This window comes from Amycolatopsis sp. N2S4-7, assembly GCF_058119595.1.
Genome location: NZ_CP172299.1, coordinates 4342884 through 4363523, shown reverse-complemented (window position 1 = coordinate 4363523; position 20640 = coordinate 4342884). Strand labels below are relative to the sequence as shown.

The window sequence follows — 20640 nt, the reverse complement described above, 5'->3', positions numbered from 1 at the left end:
CGACGGAGGTGTGTGGATGCGGCTCGCGGTGATCCCAGGTGACGGGATCGGGCCCGAGGTGGTCTCCGAGGCGCTGAAGGTGCTCGGCGAGGTAGTACCGACGGCGGAGATCACGAACTACGACCTCGGCGCCGCCCGATGGCACTCGACCGGTGAGCTGCTCCCGGAGTCGGTGCTCGGCGAGCTCCGTCAGCACGACGCGATCCTGCTGGGCGCGGTCGGCGATCCGACGGTGCCGAGCGGAATCCTGGAGCGCGGCCTGCTGCTGCGCCTGCGGTTCGAAATGGACCACCACGTCAACCTGCGTCCGGCGCGGCTGTACCCGGGTGTCCGGGGACCGCTGGCCGACGCGGGTGACGTCGACATGGTTGTCGTGCGCGAAGGGACCGAAGGCCCGTACGCGGGTACCGGTGGCCTGCTGCGCAAGGACACCGAGCACGAGATCGCGACGGAGGTCAGCGTCAACACGGCGTTCGGCGTCCGCCGCGTGGTCGCGGACGCGTTCAACCGCGCCGAGGCCCGTCCGCGCAAGCACCTGACGCTCGTGCACAAGACCAACGTGCTCGAATACGCGGGTTCGCTGTGGTCGCGGATCGTCGAAGAGGTCTCGCTGGAGCACCCGGAGGTGACGGTCGCGTACTCCCACGTGGACGCGGCGACCATCCACCTGGTGACGGACCCGTCCCGGTTCGACGTGATCGTCACGGACAACCTGTTCGGCGACATCATCACCGACCTCGCGGCGGCGGTGACGGGCGGAATCGGCCTGGCGGCGAGCGGCAACCTGGACATCACCCGCCGCAACCCGAGCATGTTCGAGCCGGTCCACGGTTCGGCCCCGGACATCGCGGGCCAGGGCCTGGCCGACCCGACGGCGGCGGTGCTTTCGGTGGCGCTCCTGCTGGACCACCTGGGCCAGAAGGAGTCGGCGCGGCGCATCGAGGCTTCGGTGGCGTTCGACTTGGCTACGCGGGACCAGTCTTCGCCGGGGGCCACGCAGGCTATCGGTGACCGGCTGGCGGCTCTGGTTTCGTCGAATGTTCGGACGGCGGGCTGAGTTTTTTCTTCGGGAGGGCCCCGCGCTGAGGTGGCGCGGGGCTTTTTCGTGCCTTCCGCAGCGGCGGGCGTGTTGCGGACAACCGAGCTTGGCCAGCCCGTGGTCGAGTTGCCGCCGTGTCTTCGCTGCGGCTGTCCCACCGTGCGCATCTTGAGGTCCGCCTGCGCGAGCGTCATTCCGGCGGCGCCGATCCGGGCCTGCGCGCTGTCGTGCAGGCCGCGTTCGATCCGCCGTAGCTCGGCCGCCTGCGCCCCGGGGCGTGGAGGTGAGTTCGCGGGCCGCCAGGCCAGCTGCCGCGGCCCGTGGTTTTCCACAGCAGCGCCGCATTGTGGACAACCGAGCCGTCGAGAGGCTTTTCCGCCGGTTCTGTCGGGCCCCGCCGATAGACTGGACCGGGGTCAGCCCCCAGGGAGCGGTGGGGCTTGGTCGGTGGGGGATTCCCGGATCGTGGGAGTCTGGACCCAGCTTGTGGACTTCTCCGCGAACCCTGTGGCATGATGCGACCGTGACCAGCTTCGCGATCATTATCGACGAGCGCGCCGGACGATAGCTCCCACCGAGCACCCGGCGCGCAACCTCTCGCACCCTGCGGGAGGTTTTTTTGTTGCCCGAGAACGAGGAGATGACCGTGACCCGCAAGGAGCCCGCCGATACCCCCCTCGGCGACGCCTTCCACCTCTACGACACGACCCTGCGCGACGGCGCGCAGCGGGAGGGCATCTCCTACTCCGTCCAGGACAAGCTGGCCGTCGCGCGGCTGCTGGACGAGCTCGGCGTCGGGTTCATCGAGGGTGGCTGGCCCGGGGCGCTCCCCAAGGACACGGAGTTCTTCGCCCGCGCCGCGAAGGGCGAACTGCAGCTCAAGCACGCCGCCCTCGTCGCGTTCGGGGCGACGCGCAAGGCCGGGACCACCGCCGACGCCGATCCGCAGGTGCGGGCCCTGCTCGACAGCGAAGCGCCGGTCATCACGCTCGTCGCGAAGTCCGACCTCAGGCACATCGAACGCGCTCTCCGCGTCGACGTCGACGAAGCCTGTGCGATGGTGAAAGACACCGTCGAGTTCCTCACCAAGGAAGGCCGCCGCGTCTTCCTCGACGCCGAGCACTTCTTCGACGGCTACGCCCACTCTCCCGAGACCTCCCTCAAGGTCCTCGACGCCGCCGCGCACGCGGGCGCCGACGTCCTCGTGCTCTGCGACACCAACGGCGGCCAGCTGCCGCTCGGGCTCGCCGAGACCGTCTCGGCCATCAAGGAAAAGACCGGATTCCGGCTCGGAATCCACTGTCAGGACGACACTTCCTGCGCCGTGGCGAACTCCGTCGCCGCGGTGCAGGCCGGCGCGACGCACGTCCAGTGCACCGCCAACGGTTACGGGGAGCGGGCCGGCAACGCCGACCTCTTCGCCGTGACGGGAAACCTGGTGACCAAGCTCGGCATGGACGTCCTCCCGACCGGAGGCGCCGCCGAACTCACCCGGGTCTCCCATGCCCTTGCCGAAATCGCCAACCTCGCCCCCTACACCCACCAGGCCTACGTAGGGGCGTCGGCTTTCGCTCACAAGGCGGGACTGCACGCGAGCGCGATCAAGGTGGATCCGTTGTTGTACAACCACATCGATCCGTCTTCCGTCGGCAACGACATGCGGGTACTGGTCACCGAGATGGCCGGCAGGGCCAGCCTCGAGCTCAAGGGACGTGAGCTCGGGGTCGACCTTGCCGGCCGGCCCGAAGCGCTGACGAGCGCGATCACGAAGGTCAAGCGCCTCGAGGCGGAGGGCTGGTCCTTCGAGGCCGCCGACGCCTCCCTCGAGCTCCTGCTGCGGCAGGAGGCCGACGTCCCCGCCGAGGCGCCGTTCGAGCTCGAGTCCTACCGCGTGGTGCTCGACCACCGCCCGGACGCCGAGGTCATGGCCGAGGCGACGGTCAAGGTGCACGTCGGCGGCCAGCGCGTCATCGCCACCGCCGAGGGCATCGGCCCGGTGCACGCCCTCGACGCCGCGCTCCGGAAGGCCCTGTCGCCGCACCTGTCCTGGTTGGACAGTGTGGAGCTGGCCGACTACAAGGTGCGGATCCTCCAGGGGCACCCCGGCACCGACGCCGTCACCCGGGTGCTGGTGGAGAGCACCGACGGGGAACGGGAGTGGACCACCGTCGGGGTGCACGGGAACATCGTCGAGGCCAGCTGGCTGGCGCTGTGCGACGCGCTCGTCCACAAGAGCACGACCGTGGCCTGACTCACGGGTGGGGCGCACGTAGACTGGTCGCGTGCGCCTAGCCCGTATTGCTCATCCCGGTGGTGTCGCGTTCGCCTCGATCGAAGGCGACGGCGACGACGCCCAGGTCCTCGAAATCGCCGAGCACCCGTTCGGCAAGCCCAACTTCACCGGCAAGCGGTGGCCGCTGGCCGACGTCCGGCTGCTCGCGCCGATCCTGCCGTCCAAGGTGATCGCCGTCGGCCGCAACTACGCCAAGCACGCGGCCGAGTTCGGCAACGAGGTGCCCGCCGCCCCGATGCTGTTCCTCAAGCCGTCGACGACGGTCATCGGCCCCCACGCGCCGATCCGCCGCCCGTCGGGCATCGGCCGGGTCGACTTCGAGGGCGAGCTCGCCATCGTCATCGGCCAGCCGGTGAAGAACGTCCCGGCCGCGCGCGCCGCGAGCGCGATCCTCGGCTACACGATCGCGAACGACGTCAGCGCCCGCGACCTCCAGAAGTCCGACGGCCAGTGGGGCCGCGCCAAGGGCTTCGACACCTTCTGCCCGCTCGGCCCGTGGATCGAGACGTCGATCGACGCGTCCGACCTGGCGCTCAAGGCCGAGGTCGACGGCGAGCTCAAGCAGGACGGCCGCACCTCCGACCTCGTCCACAAGATCCCCGAGCTGGTCGAGTTCGTCTCCGGCGTCATGACGCTCCTGCCCGGCGACGTCATCCTCACCGGCACCCCGGAGGGCGTCGGCCCGATCGAGGGCGGCCAGAGCGTCTCGATCACCATCGACGGCCTCGGCACCCTGACCAACCCGGTCGAAGACATCTGAGCCGAAGCCGTGAAGGCCACCGCGAGGTGGCCTTCACGGCTTTCCGGCTACCGCTGCACCGGCTCCATCGGGCGCCGCGCGTAGGCCGGGGCGTGCTCCGGGCGCAGGCCCAGGCCCAGCAGCCGCGCCGGGATGTACGACAGCCGCGGGAACCGCGCGAACAGCTTGATCATGGGCGCCGGCGGGCCGTTGCGCTTGCCCGCCATCACCGGCCGCATCACGGCCCGGTGCAGCAGCCGCTGCAGCCCCTGCACCAGGACCGTCGGCGCCAGCCGCCGCGCGCGCACCTTCGCCAGGTCCGCCTCCGACGGGCGGCCCCGCCGCAGCGGCTCGGCCAGCAGCGTCGCCGCCGCGACGGCGTCCTGCACCGCCAGGTTGATGCCGACCCCGCCGATCGGCGACATCGCGTGCGCCGCGTCTCCGAGGCACAGCAGCCCGTCGGTGTGCCACTTGCGCAGCAGGTTCAGCCGCACGTCGAGGAACTTCACGTCGTCCATCGACTTCAGCTCGTCCACCCGGTCGGCGAACTCCGGGCAGATCAGCGTCACGTTTTCGCGGAACGCCTCGATGCCCTCCTTGCGCAGATCCGCCCCCTTCGGGCTGAGGTAGGCGATCTGGAAGAAGTCCGGGCGCGGCAGCGGCACGGCGAACCGGCGGTCGTGCATCTTCGGCGTCAGCATCCCGCCCTCGTCGCCTTCCTTGCGCGAGAGCCGGAACCACCAGACGTCGAACGGGCAGTCGTACTCGTGCGGCACCAGGCCGGCCTCGCGGCGGGCCAGCGACCACCGGCCGTCCGCGGCGAGCACCAGGTCGGCGCGGATTTCGCCGGTCTCGCCGGAACTGGTGCGGTAGGTGACGCCCTCGACCCGGCCGTGCTCGCGGACGAGACCGGTCATTTCGGTCTCCATCCGCAGGACGAACGTCGGCTCCTTGCGTGCGCTCTCGGCGAGCAGGTCGAGGAAGTCCCACTGCGGCACCATCGCGATGTACGGGTGCGCCACCTTCAGCCTGCTCAGGTCGGCGAGCTTCATCATCTCGCCGTTCTCGGTCGGGAACCCCGCCGCGGTCAGCTCGCTGTGCGGCAGCGCGTGGAACTTCTCGCCGAGGCCCAGCTCGTCGAGCAGCGTGAGCGTCGACGGGTGGACGGTGTCCCCGCGGAAGTCGCGGAGGAAATCGGCGTGCTTCTCCAGCACAGTTACCTCGACACCGGCCCTGGCCAGCAGGAGTCCCGCAACCATCCCGGCCGGCCCGCCACCGATGACGACGCAGCGCGTGCGCTCGGTCATCTCCACCATCTCCCCTATTCATCGCCTGTTGAATAACTCGAGGATGCACCTGGCCGCAGCCCGCGTCAAGCGATGTGGCGGGGGATACGCTGATCGGGCTACGCCGGGCGCTTCTCGTGGATCGCGGTGATTCGGGGAAACTGTCCAAACGCGACCGTCCGGTGGGCTCGTGAACCGGGTCACGCGCCGGCCCGGTACCGCCGGTGCCCTTCCGGGGGCCGGTGTCCATGTGGACGGTCGGATTTTCAAGCCCGGTAAGGGTTTTGTGTCAGTTTGGGATGGAGTTGCCCGGCTGGAACTCTTCGTCCGGCATCGGTCGGATAACCGACAGGCGACGGTTCGCCAACTGGGAGTAGAGCCGGTGCGCCGGAACAGGGGAGCGGCAATCACCTCTTTGGCAGCGTCGCGAACGCTGCGGTTGCCCTAGCCTCACTGGGTGGATTTCGCCCTGGCACCCCGGACCCCGTCGCGAACCGCCCCGCCCGCCGCGGCGGCGCACGAGCCCTGGGCGCCGCCCGAGCTCCGGCTGGTGTGCCTGGACATCGACGACACCCTGATCGACTGCACCGCCGCGATCCGCCGCAGCCTGCACATCCTCACCGGCCGGGGCGACCTGTGGCCGTTGTGGGACCTGATCACCGAGGAGCACGTCGCCCTCGTCGTCGCCGGCGAGCTCGACTACGCGACCATGCACCAGCGGCGCACCGACTGCTTCCTCGCCGAGATCGGCATCTTCGCCGACGCCGAGCAGGTGAGCTCGTTCGAGCGTCGCCGAAGAGAGCTGCTCGACCACTCCTGGCAGCTGTTCGACGACGTCCTCCCGTGCCTGGAATGGCTCCGCGCCGCCGGCCTGACGCTGGCCGCCGTGACGAATGCGTCGGGGTCGCACCAGCGGAAGAAAATGGCCGACCTGGGCCTCGCGCCGTTTTTCGACCACGTCGCCATCGCCGGCGAGCTCGGCGTCGCGAAACCCGATCCGGTGATGTTCCACACGGTCTGCCTCGGCCTGGGCTGCGCCCCCGCCCAGGCCGTCCACGTGGGAGACAAACTCGACACCGACGCGATCGGCGCCCGCGACGCCGGCCTGGGCGCGGTCTGGCTCGACCGCGACGGCATCGCCGAGCGCGCGCCCGAGGGCGTCCACACGCTGGCCGGCCTCGCCGAGCTGCCTGAGCTGCTGGTTTCGGAGTACGCCACGATCGGGGTCCCCGCCCAGCGCGGCAGTGACACCCCCGCGTTCACCGTCCGGAACGGCGTGCTCTAGTATTTCTCTCCGTGCGGTGCTGAACCGACCAGGTCGGTGAAGTACCTCACTGGGGTATGGTGTAATTGGCAGCACGACTGGTTCTGGTCCAGTTAGTCTAGGTTCGAGTCCTGGTACCCCAGCTGCGGAGAGTGACCCCCCTGCGAAGCGAGAAATCGCCTCTGGTAAGTTCTCTCCAGCAAGAAAAACAGAAAAGCCCCTGGGAAACCAGGGAAGATCCTAAGCCCCCGTCGTCTAGCGGCCTAGGACGCCGGCCTCTCACGCCGGTAGCGTGGGTTCGAATCCCATCGGGGGTACCAGTAGTTACCATCAAGCTCGGCTGACCCAGGTCAGCCGAGCTTTTTGCATGCGCGGAGATCTTTTCCACGGCCCTCTTCGGCAGATGATCAATCGGCAGTCCGACCATGATCGTCACGTCGTGCGTTGACGCTGAGCTGCTGTCGCGAATGGCGACACCTGTGGCGGGTGAGGAACGCTTTGACCAGCACAAATAACTCCCCGATCGGGTGAAGACTGTCCGCAAGAGGTAACGAATTTCCGGGTGACCGTCGTCGCGGCGGCGGGACCGCTCGGCGCTTCGAGCGGGATGGCGGTGGACGGGAAGAAGCGGAACGACGACGGTCGAGACAGCAGGGGGTGGTGCCGGTCGTGGGGACTCGGGCCCCTTGCGCGAGCCGCTCGACACGAAGGAACCGTGAACCCGCACGTGAACGTCCGTCCGCACACCACGACGCGCAAGACAGCCTCCGACGCCGCCGTCAGCCGTTTGGCACTCGCTCTTCCCGAGTGCTCTCCCCAGCAGCTGGAGATCGCGTCGTTGCGGAGCGAGGTCGGGGACGCCGACTTGCCCCTCTTGACTCCCTACGTCGCCAGGGAGCACGACAAGCCGCTCGTCGCCCTGGTCGAGCGCGCGGAAGCCGGAGTCAGCGGAATCGTCTCGCTGATCGGCGAACCCGCGACGGGGAGGAAGCGGGCCGCCTGGGAGGCGATGCACCATCGTGCGAGCGGTGCGCGCGAACCGTTGCTGAACTCCTGGTACGTGTGGCCGGGAACGAGCCCCAGCGATCCCGTCACCCTGCTCGCGGAGATCGCGAGGATGCCGCCCAAGACCGGGTACTGGTTGGTGGAAGCCGATCGCTACTTCGTCAACGCCGGCCCGGAAACCGGCAATGAGGTCGCTCTTGCCCTCCGCGCTTTGCTCGGGGATCCGACCCGGGGCCCGAACCTGATCATCTGCACCTTCACCCCGCGGGTCTGGCAGTCGCTCACCGCTGTGCCGTCCGTGCCGGGAGAAGACCAGTACCAGCAGGTCCGGCTGCTGCTGGCGGGCAGTCAGGTCGTGGTGCCCGACAGCTTCACGGAAGCGGAAGTCAGGAAAGCGGCCGAGTCGGGAGACCCGCGGCTGGCCGAAGCCGGCACCAGGGCCGCCGGTCGCCGGGTCATCCAGTACCTCGCCGCCGCACCTTGGCTGGACGGTGCCGTCGAGGCCGCGACCCCGGCCGCGCGCGCGATCCTGCGCTGCGGCGTGGCGGTTCGCCGGCTCGGTCATGGTCGCTGGATTTCGCGCAACCTTCTGGAGCGTGGCTCGCTGGGCTTCTTCACCGAACCGGAGCTGGAGGAACTCGACGGGGACTGGTTCTCCGTGGCGCTGGAGGAACTGACCCGGCGTGGCACCGGGGGCGCCAGCCTGCTGACCGACAAGGCGGCACCGGTGAACGCCGACGGTGACCATGGCCAATGGCTTCGGCTGGACGAGCACATCGATCGGCGCTTCGTCAAGGACAACAAGGCACCGCAGCCCGCCGAAGCGGGTCTTTGGGCGGCGCTGGTCGAATTCGCTGCGACGGACAGCCTCATGGTGCTGGCGGCCGAGTGCCGTCGTCGTCGACTTCTGCTCCAGTGCAACCAGTTCTACCGCCGGGCCGCCGACGAGAACGTGCCTGGCGCCGCCGAGGCGTTGATCGACTTTTTCCGCGACGCGAAGCGAGTCGACGACGTCGTCGAGGTCTACGCCGAACTGGCCTCGGCCGGCAGTGACGAAGCGCGCCTCGACGCGGCCGAGACGCTGATTGCCGCACAGCGTCGAGTCGAGGCCATGCGGTGGCTGGAGCCGGTGGCCGGCTCGAGTGATCGCGCCCGGGTCCTCATGGCGATGGCGCTCGCGGACGCCAACAAGCCGGCCTCGGCCGTCGGCGGCTACCAGGCGCTGGCGAAGGAAGGCGTGCTGAGCGCGGCAGGAGCCGCGGCGGACCTGATGACCGACAAGACGACCGACGGCGGTCTGTGGGACGGCTACTCGGAGAACCGGTACGAACCCGCGATCGAGTGGTTGACGGATCTGCTGGACCAGCCGGGGATCGACACCCGCGGCAAGATCATCGAGCTGATGATCGCCCGAGACGAAGGGCGGATAGAAGATGTGACCCGCTGGCTCCACGAGCGTGGGCAGGGCGGCGATCACCTGGCCTACCTTTACGGTGCCCGCTTGCTCGCCGAGCACGATCGAGCCGAAGACGCGCTTTCGTGGTGTGACACCGCAGTCGAATACGGCGTCGACGGTGCTCGTACCGCGATGGCGATGGTCTACGCGCAGGCCGGCTTCCTCGACGCAGCGTTCCAGCACGCGAGGGCCGCTGCCGTCGAGAACCCTGCCGTGCTCACGGCCATCTCGGAGATGTTCGCGCGCAAGGGTTTGCTGCAGAGGGCGTTGGAGGGCTTCCGGGACGCCGCCGACCTGGGCGACACGGCGGCCTGGGCTCGCGCTGCCGAAGCGGCCGCCGAAGTCGGCTGGGAAGACGTCGCGGGTGACTTCGTGAAGCGCGCCGAGCGCGTGGGAATGGCGTCCGCCGCCCTCCGGCAGCGTGTCGCCGGTGCGATGTGCCGCTCGGGGAAGGCCCGGGAGGCGATCGAGTGGTACCTCGGCGGGGTCGACCTGGCCGATCCCGGGGTGCTGGAACCGATCAGTGACTTCCTGCTCGTGGACGAGACGTTCCACGCCGCCGCGGAGAAGTATGCGCGTCTGGTCCACGTCAGCCGCGGTGAGGCGCTGAACTGGGTGGCCGAAAGCCTGCTCAAGATCGGGTACCGGGAACTGGAGGCGCAGCGCCGCCACGTCGCCAACACCGGCGCGAACCTCTGGCCCAAGTTCAACGACAAGATCGTGATAGCCGTCGAGTACTGGTTCCCCGCGGCGGCAGCGGCGGGCTACGGACCGGCGTGGCTGCGTACCGTGGACGTGCTCCTCGAGCTGGGGCGCTACGAGTCAGCCGCTCGCCGGCTCCGGGACGCCCGGATCAAGGCGAACATCCGCAGTGAGATCCACGAAGTGATCATCCTGGCCCGGGAGCACGAGGACAACGCCGACGAGGTGGTCGCGATCGTCGAGGCGCAGATCGAGCGCGGAATCACGACGGCGGTGGCACGAACCGCGGTCGCTCTCCTGGTTCACGAGAAGACAGAGCACGCGGAGAGGCTGCTCATCCGCGGACGGGACGCCGGCGATCTGCCGTCGCGGGTGGCCCTGGCCGACTTCTGGTGCCGGCACGAAAACCCGACGAAAGCGCTCGACGAGTACTTCGTCGCACTGGCGTCCGGTTGTGACGTCCAGCAGAAGATCGTCCAGACCATGCACGTGGCTCGGAACAAGGAAATGCTCAAGGACTTCCGGACGTATGGTGTGACCCCGAGGGGTGAGCTGGCGAAGCCTTGGGCGGCTGCCGCTTCGAAACTCGCCCGGTAGTACGTTCACGGCCCGTGAGCAGCAACCCGATCCGGCCGCAGTGGCGCGTGCCGCGTCCTTGGTGATGGGTTTGGTCTTCGCGCGCAGGCTGCGAAAGCGAATCATGAATCCGACGGAGCTTGTTCTCGCTCTGTTCCGGGTGGGGACGCGTGATCCTCGCGGGTTGCTCAACGGAGTGCGAGTGGGCCGCTCCGGCCATTGAGTGTCGGCCCGATCACAAACAGTGGAATTCGACGGGTTCGGGGAAGAAGTGGCCGTCGGCGACGAGAGTTCGTGGGCTCGTCGCCGACGGAATGGTTGCGGTGATCTCTCCCCAGTGATCTGCCGCCACCGCCGTTACTTCTTCGCGGCCGCGACCTTCTTGCGCGGGGCGCGCTTGCGCGGCGCCGCCGCGGGGGGCTCGGCCTCCGCTACCTGGGCCTGCTCGTAGGCGGCGATCACCTCGGAAGACAGGCGGCCCCGCTCGGAGACCTCGTAGCCGTTCGCGTTGGCCCACGCCCGGATCTGCTGGTTGCGCTCGCGGTCGGACGCCGTCGTCGTCGACTGGCCGGTTGCGACGCGGACCTTGCGGCCTCCGGTGCGGCGGGCGGCGGCGATGTAGCGGGCGAGTTCGTCGCGCAGGGCGCTGGCGTTGTCGTCCGAGAGATCGATTTCGTAGGTGACGCCGTCGAGCGCGAACGGGACGGTGTGGGCGGCGGGCGTGCCGTCGATGTCGTCGAGCATCTCGACGAGGACCTTCTGGGCCATTCCTGCTCCTTGATCCTGATGCGGGGCGCGTTGTGACTTGGCACACGAATTTGTTGCTCCACTGTGGAGTATAGCCATACCCGCTGGTCTGGGGAAATTTCTCCGCCATTCCGCCAGATGCAGCAAATCACTCCCGCGGCCGGAAAAAGCGACCGCAATCAGGAACGCGTGATCCGGACGGTGCCGCCGGCGAAGGGCACCCGGCCGCCCGGGGCGTCCGAGTCGATCTCCGGGTAGTCGCCGGCGGCCACCGTGACCTGCAGGTGGTGTCCCGCCGGGACGCGGTGGCGGGTGGGCCGGACGTGGACCGGGAGGTCGCGGGCCACGCCGGGGCGGACCGGTGGCTTCCGTTCGTGGCCGAAGCGGTGGCTCGCCTTCAGCCGGCCCTGCGTGACGCGGACGGCCGTGCCGTCCGGGCCCACGTCCGACACCACCACCGCGAGGTTGCCGTCGGTCGCCGAGAAGCCACGCGTTCTCCTTGCGAGCGTCTGCCGTGGCCGGGCTCGTGGCGGCCTGGGTGTCTCGTCCGTGCCGGGGCTCGTGCTTCCGCTCGTCCGGTTCGCGGGCCTGGACCACCGGCCCCTCGGCACACCGCGCACGGAACGGCGCATCGCCGTCGTCCGCGTCCCGCACCGGCCGCTTTCACCCGCGGCTCGCGCGTTCCTGAACGCCGTCACCGACGCCAGCCGGTCCGGCGGGGCACGGGAATCGCGGAGGTGAATTCGTAGGGAACCGGCGAGGCCGCGCGTCGCCCGGCTGCGGGCTTGGCTTGGGGGTTCGTACCTCGCCGGTTCACCTGACGGGTGCCTCCGGGAGACCGGGACACCGTGATTCGATCATAGGCAACCCGGCTCGATTTCCTCGCTGTTCTTCGGGTGGTTGTGGCCTGAACGTGTGTGCGAAGCCGCGGGTCCACGGCCCGGCGGTTTCCGGGTTCACTCTTGCGTCAGGTCGCGAGGAGGATCAAGGTGTCCATGGCGCAACCGGTCTTGCCGCGGTTCAAACCTTCTCGGCGCCGTGAATCGGATTTGACTCGATCGGGGCAACCACTGCCCGGTCAGCAGCTTTGGACGCGCACACGATGGTGGAATGAAGTGTGAATGGCGCGGGATTTGTCAGTACGTTCCCTCTCGCGCAGGGCGGAGAACACACCCCGTCCTCCCCATTGTGATCGTCTATTAGAGGAGTCTCCATGTTGAAGAAGGTTGGTTTCGTCGTGGCTGCCATGGCTGCGGGCGCGTTCCTGGCCGGCGGTGTCGCCGCGGCCGACACCCCGGACGGCCACGTGCACCACCACGGTCACTACCTCGGTGGCTCCGACTCCACCGAGCAGTTCGGCCTGCTCAACCTGAGCAACACCGACGTGCTGCACAACGTCAACGGCACGCTCGGCGTGTGCGGCAACGACGTGAACGTCCTGGGCGTCCAGGTCCCGATCCACGACTCGCTCAACGGCATCGGCGTGCCGATCCTGTCGCCGGGCGGGTCCGAGGCCAGCGGCGAATCGCCCTACAACTGCGCGTCGGGCGGCATCGCCGACGGCGGCACGAGCCAGGGCGACTGAGTCTCCGCGCCGCGGCCGCCCGTGGTGTGTGCGGACGCCGGCCCCAGGCGCGGAATCCGGCACCGCGCGTGACGTCGTACCGCGTGCCCGGAACAGGGAGCGAGCTGCACACTCCGGTTCCCCGTCCCGGGCACGCCGCGACGCCGTGCGGCGCCGGCACGGGTGGGGCCGGGCACGCGGAGCGACGCGTGCCCCGGTCCCACCCCCGTGAACCCCCACCAGCGCGGCCCCGGACCGGGACCGCAGACCCACTTCAGGAGTTTTTCCCGTGATCAAGCAGCTCGGCTTCGTCGCCACGACCCTGGCCGCCGGCATGGCGATCCTCGGCGGATCCGCCTCCGCGACCGACATCACCGTCGCCGGCCAGCCGATCGACCACAACGACCAGTTCGGTCTCGTCGGCAACGTCCAGGGCCTCGACGCCCTGCACAACGTGAACCTCGTCGGCGGCGTGTGCGACAACGAAGTCAACGTCCTCGGGGTGCAGGTCCCGGTCCACCACGTCGCCGAAGGCGTCGGCGTGCCGGTGCTCTCGCCCGGCTGGCACGAGGCCGAGGGTGGCACCCCGGACAACTGCGCCGCCGGATCGATCGAGGACGGCGGATCCTCGCAGGGCGACTGACCGGGACCCCTTCAGGCCGCCGCGCGGAGCTTCTCCGTGCGGCGGCTTTTTGCTGTCTCAGCCCGACTCGTCGGTCACGCCGTGGGGGGTGCCGACCGGTTTGGACTCCGGCGAACCACGCTGGCGCAGGTAGACGCCGAAGACCGCCATCGAGCCGATGGCCAGGAACTCCGACTGCCAGTTCTGCAGGGTGCGGTTCCAGAAGTCCGCCGACACGACGTATTCCGGCCAGGACACCGGGTCCCCGAAGCCGCTGAGCTGTTCGGCGTTGTAAGCGGCGTCTCCCGCGACGGACTGGGCGAGCCAGGAAAGCACGAAGATCGTGCCCATGACCAGTCCCAGCGAGCGCGAGAACACCGCCGTCCGCCAGCCGCCGGCCTTCGCCCAGGGCGGCGAACCGGCCTTGGCGTAGCGGCCGACCAGCTGGTCGCGATCGCTCTCGATCCCCACCCGGCTCAGCGGCTTCGACTCGGGGGAGCCGCGCTGGACCAGCCAGACGGTCGCGAAGATGTACAAGAAGAACTGCAGGTACTCCGACTGCCAGTTCTCCGCGACGTCCACCGCGAACGACGAGGACGTCAGGTAGTGGCCCAGGCTGACGGGGTCGGTGCCGCGGGCGAGCTGCTTGTCGTTGAAGTCGGCCAAACCGGACAGCGCCTGGCCCACGAGGCTCACCAGGAACAGGGCGCCGAACCCGAGGGAAAGGCCGTTGTCGCGGAGGAAGGTACCGAGCCGGTTCATCGTCCGAGCACCCCGATCAGGAGGAAGTACGCCAAGCCGCCGAGGACGACGACGAGATACCCGATGTAGACGCCACGTGCTCTCATCGGCCACCTACCGTGCAGTCGTAGACCTGCTCGTTGCGGAGCCGGCAGCCCGCGCCGGTGACCCGCCAGCCGTCCGGGAAGTCGTGCAGGAACAGGGTGTCGGCCGCGGTCCGGACCTGGGCCTCGTCGCCCCAGACGACGACCGGGCCGGGCGGGGCGTGGGGGAGCCGGGCGACCGGTGAACCGGCGGCGCAGCCGGCCGGGCCCAGGGCGTCACGGGCGCGGGGAGCCAGCAACGCGCAGGCCGACCCGCCGCCGTCCGCGACCGCCGCGAGGAACCGCTGCACCGCGTCTTCCGCGGACGAGGTGTCCGCGGCTGAACACCCGCAGAGGAGGACCGCTGCGGCGCCGAGTCCGGCGATGATCTTGCGCACAAGGGGGAATACCCCCGGGAGCCGGAGTTCACACGGGAGCCCCCTCGGCGCCGGTCCGGCCGGGGCGGGGCCGGGCGCGGCCGAGACGTCCAACCGGCCGCCGAAAGCGGGGCGAGCCGTTCTCCGGTATCTTGGCCCGGACCGGCCGGATATCGGCCTTGGGGGACAACATTTTCGGTCGTTGTCCGGTGTCGGATTTTCCTGAACAGTTCGATTGTGGCGGCAACAATGCACGCCCGGGGCTTTCTTGGGCCATTCGGCTGAAACTGCGCACCCACTGGTATCAGGCCTGTGCCTGAAGGCGACTTTCCTGTGCAGCACGCCCACCCGTGGATGGTCGAAGGACAGCCGGTGAACGATCGGGAGTGGCCGCGCTCCGAGGCGGGACGCGGAGACGGAACGGAAAACGGGCCGGCCGGACGGCCCTCCGAAGACGAGCCGTCCGAATCGGCGGGCGAGGTCGAAATCCCGCTCGGGATGCCGATGACCCCCGCGGAAATAGCGCGCTTGAAGGCAGCAGCCGAACGACACCGCGATCGGGAGGAAACCGACGCACCTGCCCAGGCGGACGAAGCGGCACCGAAGGAAGAAGGAGATGACCAGTGATGCCCGATGCACAGGAGCCTCAGGGTGGAGCCGGCGGTTCCGGCGGTGGTACGTCCCGCGCGATGGCGGACCTGACGGTCGACGAACTGCTGGCCACCCCGCCGTCGCCGGTCCGGTCGCCGCTGTTCGTCCACCGGTTCCCGGTGCCGGTCGAGGAGTTCGAGCGGATGAAGGTCGACGCGCGCACGCACGACCTCGCCCCGCTCGCGACCGGAGACGTGCTCGAGGCACAGGTGGACGAGGAAGCGTCGGCTGAAGCGGCCGAGGAGAACCCGCCCGAGGACGAACCCGCCGGCGGCCTGGCCCCGGCCGCGTCCGCGAGCTTCGACGGGATCTCGCAGACCGCGTTCCGCCCGCCGGACTGCACGGTCGCCGTCGGACCGAGCCGGGTGCTGGCAGCGGTCAACGTCGATCTGGTGGGGTACGACAAGAGCGGGTTGCAGGCGTTCCGGTGGGCGAACTTCACCGCGCTGTTCAACCCCGTGCTGCCGGCCGGGGCGCAGCTGTTCGATCCGAAGCTCGCCTACGACCACTACAGCGGCCGGTGGATCGTCTGCATCGCGGGCCGGCGCGCGGCTCCGCAGGGAGCGTGGATCCTGCTCGGCGTCTCCCAGACCGACGACCCGGCGGGCGCGTACTGGATCTGGAGCACCGACGCCACGACCAACGGCTCGACGGCCACGAACAACTGGTCGGACTACCCGATGCTCGGGTTCGACACCCAGGCGATCTACGTCTCGACCAACCAGTTCGCCTTCGGCGGCGGGTTCTCGCACGCGAAGGTGCGCATCTTCAACAAGGCGGAACTCTACGGTGGTGGCGCGGGTCCCCAGCACACGATCCGCTGGTGGGACTCCTGGAACCTCAAGAACCCCGACGGGAGCGCGGCGTTCACCGTCCAGCCGTGCTGCCACTTCCAGGGACAAGGCGGCAATCCCCGCGCCTACCTGGTCAACTCGCTGTTCCCGTCGGGCTCGAGCCTCACGCTGTGGACGCTGTCCAACCCGCTGGCCCTGTGGTCCGGGGGCGCGCCGTCGCTGACGTCGTCCGCGGTGGCGTGCCGCGGCTACAGCATGCCGCCGGGCGCGGTGCAGAAGGACGGCGGCGCGACGCGGATCGCGACCAACGACATCCGGCTCCTCAACGCGGTCTTCCAGTCGGCGGGCGGCACGCAGCGCGTGTGGACGGCGCACACCTCCGCCTACAGCTGGGCCGGCGACAGCGAGGCGCGCTCGGTGGTGCAGTGGTACGAGATCGACGTCCCCACGGCCACGGTGGCCCAGCAGGGCGCGTTCGGGGCGGCCGGACGGCACTACTTCTTCCCGGTGATCCAGACGGACATCTCCCGCAACGCGCACGTCGCCTTCGGCCGGTCCGCGGCCGACGAGTACGGCCACCTGCGCCAGACCGGGCGGCTGGCCACGGACCCCGTGAACTCGCTGCAGGGCAGCGCGACGGTGGTCGCCGGCCAAAGCGCCTACACCGGTGGCCGGTGGGGTGACTACTTCGGGATCGCCAGGGATCCTTCCGACGCGCGCACCGTGTGGAGCTACGGCGAGTACGCCGGAGCGGGCAACAGCTGGCGGACCCGGATCAACGCCGCGAAGTACTGAGAAGCCGGACAACCGAGGAGAGGCCGCAAGTCATGAGTACTCCACGAGCACGCAAGCTTCGCGTCGCGGTCGAAGCCGCGCTCACCACGATCAGCGCCGTCGCCCTGGTCCTGACCCTGGTGGCCCGGGACTGGATCGAGCAGCTGACGGGCGAATCCCCCGACGGCGGCAGCGGTGCGGCGGAATGGCTGTTCACCGCGGTGGCCTTCGCCGCGACGGCCGTGTTCGCGTCGGTCACGGTGTGGGAGTGGCGCCGGGTGCGGGCGCGCCCGGCGTCGGCCTGAGCCGCCCTCCCGGCGGCGAACACTCGTTGAGCCGCTTGGGTTTTACGCGAAGCCCAGTCGAACAACTGAGCGACTGAGGACGTCCTGTCCTATATGGACGCGTTGCGCCGTGAAGGGAAGAGTCGCAGGTCAGGGGCGTCTCGTGCGGGTTCGGGCCGCCGGACGGGGTGCGTGTCCGACGGTGTCGTGAGGCAGACTTCCCCCACGACACAACGGAGTTACGGGTCACCATGTTTGGATTTTGTGCCGTTCTGGTAATACTCTGTGTGATGTCGGCCGAGATGGGCCTGACGGTTGGTTCCACTATGGAGGACTGGAATGACGAACAAGGCCCAGCTGATCGAGGCGCTGTCGGAGCGTCTGGGCGACAAGAAGGTGGCTTCGCAGGCCGTTGACGGTCTGGTGGACATCATCATCCGGACGGTCAACAAGGGCGAAAAGGTCAACATCACCGGGTTCGGGGTGTTCGAGAAGCGTGCCCGTGCCGCGCGCACCGCTCGCAACCCGCGTACCGGTGAGGCCGTGCGGGTGAAGAAGACGAACGTGCCCGCGTTCCGGGCCGGGACCACGTTCAAGGACGTCATCTCCGGGACCAAGAAGCTGCCGAAGGCCACCCCGGTCAAGCGCGCCACCGCCGCGACCAGCACGCGAGCGACCGCGACCAAGACCGCCGCGGCCGCCCCGGCCAAGGCCACCACCACCCGCACCACCCGGGCGGCTGCCGCGAAGCCGGCCACCACCCGCTCCACCACCACCCGGACCCGCGCCACCGCGGCCAAGCCCGCCGCCAAGGCCACCACCGCCACCAAGGCCGCCCCCAAGGCCACCGCGACCAAGACCACCGCAGCCAAGCCGGCCGCGGCCAAGGCGAGCACCACCCGGGCCAAGGCCACCGCCAAGCCCGCCGCCACCAAGACCGCCGCGGCCAAGAAGACCACCGCCGCCAAGGCCCCCGCCAAGCGGACCTCCGCCGCCAAGAAGAAGTAACACCAGCTCCACCGCCGGAAGGGCCCCACACCACAGGTGCGGGGCCCTTCCGCCGTTTCCAGGTCCCCGGACGCGGCTTTGCACACGGCTCGGGCGAGACCGGGCCCCTGGGCGAGGCCTCCCGGCTGCGGCTCGGCGAATCCCTGGCCATGGCCGCCTTCGACTCAGCTCGCCGGTGGCCGGGCGCTCGGAGCCCGCACGAGCGGACCTTCGCCCAGCGAATGCCCGCTCGGCGAATCCCTGGCCACGGCCGCCTTTGGCCCAGCTCACCGGAGCCCGCACGGGCGGACCTTCGCCCAGCGAATGCCCGCTCGGCGAATCCCAGGCCACGACCACCTTTGACCCCAGCCCGCCGATGACGCGGCTCGGGATGAGTGATTCCGGGCCGGGAGCCCGGAGCCCGCACGGGCCGACCTCCCCCAGCGAATGCCCGCTCCGCGAGGATCAGCGGCGAGGCCATCCACGGCAACTCCCCCACCGTTCTCAGGCAAGCCGGCTTGAACGCCGTTTACCCCTCCGAAGTTCCCCGGAACCGGTGCCGGTCACCCGCTCACCACTTCACCTCGAGAGTCGCGAAACAATTCCGCGGACGCGTCCCCGAGAGCCTCGATTCTCGGAATCATGCCACGGTTGCGTCCCCGCGTTCCGGGGTAGCCGTCGAGGGTGAAGAAGCGGCCCGACGACCTCGGCGAGGAGTGGCGATGACGGCGGACGAGAACCGGCCGGAGGATCCCGAAGCGGACCTTGCCCGCAGCCGGCAGCACATCAAGGAAGCGAAAGAGGCCGCCGAGAAGGCCGACCTGGCCGATCCGGCCGAGGGGGACGCCGACGAGGCGCTCGAGACGGATCCGCCCTACCACCACGGCGAGCAGGGTTCCACTCCATCGGGAACCTGATTCCGGCGATCCCGGAAGGGCCCCGCACCCCCAGGTGCGGGGCCTTTCCCGTGCGCGGTGAGTCCTATCAGGACCGTCGAACCCGGAAAATTGCCGTACCGATCCCCGAGTGGATACACTCCACCGAAGAACGTCGGCCATTGTGCAACTTGTCACACGTCACGTTCACGGACGCACATCCAGCTGAGGAGCATTCCCGTGGCCCAGAAAGTCCTCGTCGAGATCCTGGACGACATCGACGGCACCACCGCCGCCCAGACCGTTCAGTTCGGCCTCGACGGCGTCACCTACGAAATCGACCTGTCGGACCAGAACGCCACCGCCCTGCGCGACGCGCTCGCCCGCTACATCGCGGCCGGCCGCCGGATCGGGGGCCGGAAGGTCCGGGTCGCGACCGGCCAGTCGACCACGACCAGCACGACCGACCGCGAGCGCAACCAGCAGATCCGCGCCTGGGCCAACGCGAACGGCTACGAGGTCTCCGAGCGGGGCCGCCTGTCCTCCGAGGTGATCGCCGCCTACGAGCAGGCCCAGGTCGCCGAGGCCGAGGCCCCCGCCGCGGCGCCGCGCAAGCGCGCCCCGCGCAAGAAGGTCGCCGCCGCCAAGAAGTAACGGCGGTGGCCGGCAGATCACTGGGGAGAGATCACGCAGCCGAACCGTTGGCGGCCAGGGCCGAACACCCTCGCCGCCGACGGAGGCCCCTTCCGCCGTAGCCCATCCCCGGACCAGCCGGTCAGTCAGCCGGACGCGGTCAGGTCCGTCGACGCGGCCACCTCGGTGACGACGTCCAGCAGCGCGCGCAGAGCGGCGGAGTCGTTGCCCGCCGACCAGACCACCTCGGTCGAGACGCGTTCCCCGGCGATCGGCACGAACACCACGCCGGTGCGGCGCAGGTTTCCGGCCGAGCGAGCCAGCCGCGTGATGCCCTCCCCGGCCGCGACGAGGCCGAGCAGCGCCTGGACGCTCGCGTCCCGGTGGACGACGTCGGGGGTGAACCCGGCCGCCTCGAAGGCGTTGTCGAACGCCCGGTGCCACGGTTCCCAGGAACTGCGCGGGGTCAGCACCCAGCGTTCGCCGGCCAACTCGGCCAGGGCCACTTCGGCGCGACCGGCCAGCGGATGCCCCTCGGGCAGGACCGCGCACACCGGTTCACTCACGAGCGTCCGGGTTTCCAGGTCGTCCACGAGCGGCGGCCGGGTGAACGCGACGTCGTAACGGCCTTTCCGCAGCCCCTCCACCAGCAGGGCGATCGTCGTCTCCTCCGTGCTCAGCCGGAGTTCCGGGAGCCGTTGCCGGACGGCCCGCACCACCGGCGGCAGCAGGTGGTTCGTCGTGGTCGCGAGGAAGGCGAGGCAGAGGCTGCCGACCTCCCCGCGGGCGGCCCGGGCCACCACGTCGAACGCCTCGTCGGCGCGGGCGAGCACCGCACGGGCCTCGGGCAGGAACAACGCGCCGATCGCGGTCAGGCTGGTGCCACGGGTGTCGCGGTCGAAGAGCTTCACGCCCAGCATGCGCTCCAGCAGGGTCATCTGCTGGGACAGCGACTGCTGGCTGATCACGAGCCGTTCGGCGGCGCGCGTGTAGCTGGACTCCTCCGCGACGGCGACGAAATACCTCAGCTGCCGCAGATCGGGGGTCACAGGAAAAGCTTACAACCACGACAGGTAACCGGTGTTGGACGACGCGGGGACACCGAGACGACCATCGACCTCGGTGAACAACAACGTGAAAGGCATCGG

At 69.6% G+C, this 20640-nt stretch carries 19 protein-coding genes, 2 tRNA genes and 1 pseudogene; 16 read left to right on the top strand and 6 right to left on the bottom strand.

What is annotated here, in order from left to right:
• Positions 1-16: 16 nt before the first annotated feature.
• The 3 genes from ACH54P_RS20425 (at position 17) to ACH54P_RS20415 (ending at position 4092) form a co-directional block, all read left to right on the top strand.
• A complete protein-coding gene (locus ACH54P_RS20425) occupies positions 17-1057 on the top strand; it encodes a 3-isopropylmalate dehydrogenase (RefSeq protein WP_489915028.1) in 1041 nt (346 codons plus the stop codon).
• A gap of 628 nt (positions 1058-1685) precedes the next feature.
• Positions 1686-3290 carry a citramalate synthase gene (gene cimA / locus ACH54P_RS20420; protein WP_489915026.1) on the top strand — a complete coding sequence of 535 codons (1605 nt, stop codon included), beginning with the start codon at positions 1686-1688 and terminating at the stop codon, positions 3288-3290.
• A 31-nt stretch (positions 3291-3321) separates the two neighbouring features.
• On the top strand, positions 3322-4092 hold the full coding sequence (locus ACH54P_RS20415; protein ID WP_489915024.1) for a fumarylacetoacetate hydrolase family protein: 771 nt from the start codon (positions 3322-3324) through the stop codon (positions 4090-4092).
• 47 nt (positions 4093-4139) lie between these two features.
• On the opposite strand, the gene ACH54P_RS20410 is transcribed toward ACH54P_RS20415, so the two are convergent.
• On the bottom strand, positions 4140-5378 hold the full coding sequence (locus ACH54P_RS20410) for an FAD-dependent oxidoreductase (RefSeq protein ID WP_489915022.1): 1239 nt from the start codon (positions 5376-5378) through the stop codon (positions 4140-4142).
• 529 nt (positions 5379-5907) lie between these two features.
• Here ACH54P_RS20410 and ACH54P_RS20405 point away from each other — a divergent pair.
• From ACH54P_RS20405 to ACH54P_RS20390, 4 genes are all read left to right on the top strand, one after another.
• Positions 5908-6642: an HAD family hydrolase gene (locus ACH54P_RS20405; RefSeq protein ID WP_489916544.1), complete on the top strand. Its 735-nt coding sequence runs from the start codon at positions 5908-5910 to the stop codon at positions 6640-6642.
• A 50-nt stretch (positions 6643-6692) separates the two neighbouring features.
• Positions 6693-6764, top strand: a tRNA-Gln gene (locus ACH54P_RS20400).
• A 101-nt stretch (positions 6765-6865) separates the two neighbouring features.
• Positions 6866-6941 (top strand) — tRNA-Glu (locus tag ACH54P_RS20395).
• 395 nt (positions 6942-7336) lie between these two features.
• Complete coding sequence (locus ACH54P_RS20390) at positions 7337-10381, top strand: hypothetical protein (protein WP_489915020.1); 3045 nt, start codon at positions 7337-7339, stop codon at positions 10379-10381.
• A gap of 336 nt (positions 10382-10717) precedes the next feature.
• Here ACH54P_RS20390 and ACH54P_RS20385 read toward each other — a convergent pair whose 3' ends face one another.
• A complete protein-coding gene (locus ACH54P_RS20385) occupies positions 10718-11128 on the bottom strand; it encodes a histone-like nucleoid-structuring protein Lsr2 (protein WP_489915018.1) in 411 nt (136 codons plus the stop codon).
• Positions 11129-11286: 158 nt separating this feature from the next.
• Positions 11287-11577, bottom strand: a pseudogene (locus tag ACH54P_RS20380) (CocE/NonD family hydrolase C-terminal non-catalytic domain-containing protein); the annotation flags it as partial.
• Between ACH54P_RS20380 and ACH54P_RS20375 the strand changes: the two are divergent.
• From ACH54P_RS20375 to ACH54P_RS20365, 3 genes are all read left to right on the top strand, one after another.
• Entirely contained in the window at positions 11519-11848 is a 330-nt protein-coding gene (locus ACH54P_RS20375; RefSeq protein WP_489916542.1) for a LysR substrate-binding domain-containing protein, read from the top strand. The pseudogene ACH54P_RS20380 and the gene ACH54P_RS20375 overlap by 59 nt on opposite strands.
• A gap of 472 nt (positions 11849-12320) precedes the next feature.
• On the top strand, positions 12321-12692 hold the full coding sequence (locus ACH54P_RS20370; RefSeq protein ID WP_489915016.1) for a hypothetical protein: 372 nt from the start codon (positions 12321-12323) through the stop codon (positions 12690-12692).
• A 268-nt stretch (positions 12693-12960) separates the two neighbouring features.
• Positions 12961-13314: a hypothetical protein gene (locus ACH54P_RS20365; RefSeq protein WP_489915014.1), complete on the top strand. Its 354-nt coding sequence runs from the start codon at positions 12961-12963 to the stop codon at positions 13312-13314.
• 57 nt (positions 13315-13371) lie between these two features.
• On the opposite strand, the gene ACH54P_RS20360 is transcribed toward ACH54P_RS20365, so the two are convergent.
• Positions 13372-14055 (bottom strand): DUF6766 family protein, encoded by a 684-nt coding sequence (locus ACH54P_RS20360; RefSeq protein WP_489915012.1) that lies wholly within the window; start codon positions 14053-14055, stop codon positions 13372-13374.
• An 82-nt stretch (positions 14056-14137) separates the two neighbouring features.
• On the bottom strand, positions 14138-14515 hold the full coding sequence (locus tag ACH54P_RS20355) for a hypothetical protein (protein WP_489915010.1): 378 nt from the start codon (positions 14513-14515) through the stop codon (positions 14138-14140).
• A gap of 351 nt (positions 14516-14866) precedes the next feature.
• On the opposite strand from ACH54P_RS20355, the gene ACH54P_RS20350 reads away from it, so the two are divergent.
• The 6 genes from ACH54P_RS20350 (at position 14867) to ACH54P_RS20325 (ending at position 19513) form a co-directional block, all read left to right on the top strand.
• Entirely contained in the window at positions 14867-15121 is a 255-nt protein-coding gene (locus ACH54P_RS20350; RefSeq protein WP_489915008.1) for a hypothetical protein, read from the top strand.
• Positions 15122-15183: 62 nt separating this feature from the next.
• Entirely contained in the window at positions 15184-16734 is a 1551-nt protein-coding gene (locus ACH54P_RS20345; protein WP_489915006.1) for a hypothetical protein, read from the top strand.
• 32 nt (positions 16735-16766) lie between these two features.
• Complete coding sequence (locus tag ACH54P_RS20340; protein WP_489915004.1) at positions 16767-17018, top strand: hypothetical protein; 252 nt, start codon at positions 16767-16769, stop codon at positions 17016-17018.
• 318 nt (positions 17019-17336) lie between these two features.
• Positions 17337-18005 (top strand): HU family DNA-binding protein, encoded by a 669-nt coding sequence (locus tag ACH54P_RS20335; protein WP_489914994.1) that lies wholly within the window; start codon positions 17337-17339, stop codon positions 18003-18005.
• A 701-nt stretch (positions 18006-18706) separates the two neighbouring features.
• A complete protein-coding gene (locus tag ACH54P_RS20330; RefSeq protein ID WP_489915002.1) occupies positions 18707-18901 on the top strand; it encodes a hypothetical protein in 195 nt (64 codons plus the stop codon).
• 198 nt (positions 18902-19099) lie between these two features.
• Positions 19100-19513 carry a histone-like nucleoid-structuring protein Lsr2 gene (locus tag ACH54P_RS20325; protein ID WP_489915000.1) on the top strand — a complete coding sequence of 138 codons (414 nt, stop codon included), beginning with the start codon at positions 19100-19102 and terminating at the stop codon, positions 19511-19513.
• Positions 19514-19638: 125 nt separating this feature from the next.
• Here the strand turns inward: ACH54P_RS20325 and ACH54P_RS20320 are convergent, their stop codons facing one another.
• The gene (locus ACH54P_RS20320; protein ID WP_489914998.1) at positions 19639-20541 is read right to left on the bottom strand and encodes a LysR family transcriptional regulator; all 903 of its coding nucleotides are present in this window, start codon (positions 20539-20541) and stop codon (positions 19639-19641) included.
• Positions 20542-20640 lie beyond the last annotated feature (99 nt).

What these genes read in the sequence shown, in the direction of transcription:
- ACH54P_RS20425 (WP_489915028.1), top strand. Translation starts at nt 17, where the DNA reads ATGCGGCTCGCGGTGATCCCAGGTGACGGGATCGGGCCCGAGGTGGTC.
- ACH54P_RS20410 (WP_489915022.1), bottom strand. Translation starts at nt 5,378, where the DNA reads ATGACCGAGCGCACGCGCTGCGTCGTCATCGGTGGCGGGCCGGCCGGG.
- ACH54P_RS20385 (WP_489915018.1), bottom strand. Translation starts at nt 11,128, where the DNA reads ATGGCCCAGAAGGTCCTCGTCGAGATGCTCGACGACATCGACGGCACG.
- ACH54P_RS20370 (WP_489915016.1), top strand. Translation starts at nt 12,321, where the DNA reads ATGTTGAAGAAGGTTGGTTTCGTCGTGGCTGCCATGGCTGCGGGCGCG.
- ACH54P_RS20360 (WP_489915012.1), bottom strand. Translation starts at nt 14,055, where the DNA reads ATGAACCGGCTCGGTACCTTCCTCCGCGACAACGGCCTTTCCCTCGGG.
- ACH54P_RS20345 (WP_489915006.1), top strand. Translation starts at nt 15,184, where the DNA reads ATGGCGGACCTGACGGTCGACGAACTGCTGGCCACCCCGCCGTCGCCG.
- ACH54P_RS20340 (WP_489915004.1), top strand. Translation starts at nt 16,767, where the DNA reads ATGAGTACTCCACGAGCACGCAAGCTTCGCGTCGCGGTCGAAGCCGCG.
- ACH54P_RS20335 (WP_489914994.1), top strand. Translation starts at nt 17,337, where the DNA reads ATGACGAACAAGGCCCAGCTGATCGAGGCGCTGTCGGAGCGTCTGGGC.
- ACH54P_RS20330 (WP_489915002.1), top strand. Translation starts at nt 18,707, where the DNA reads ATGACGGCGGACGAGAACCGGCCGGAGGATCCCGAAGCGGACCTTGCC.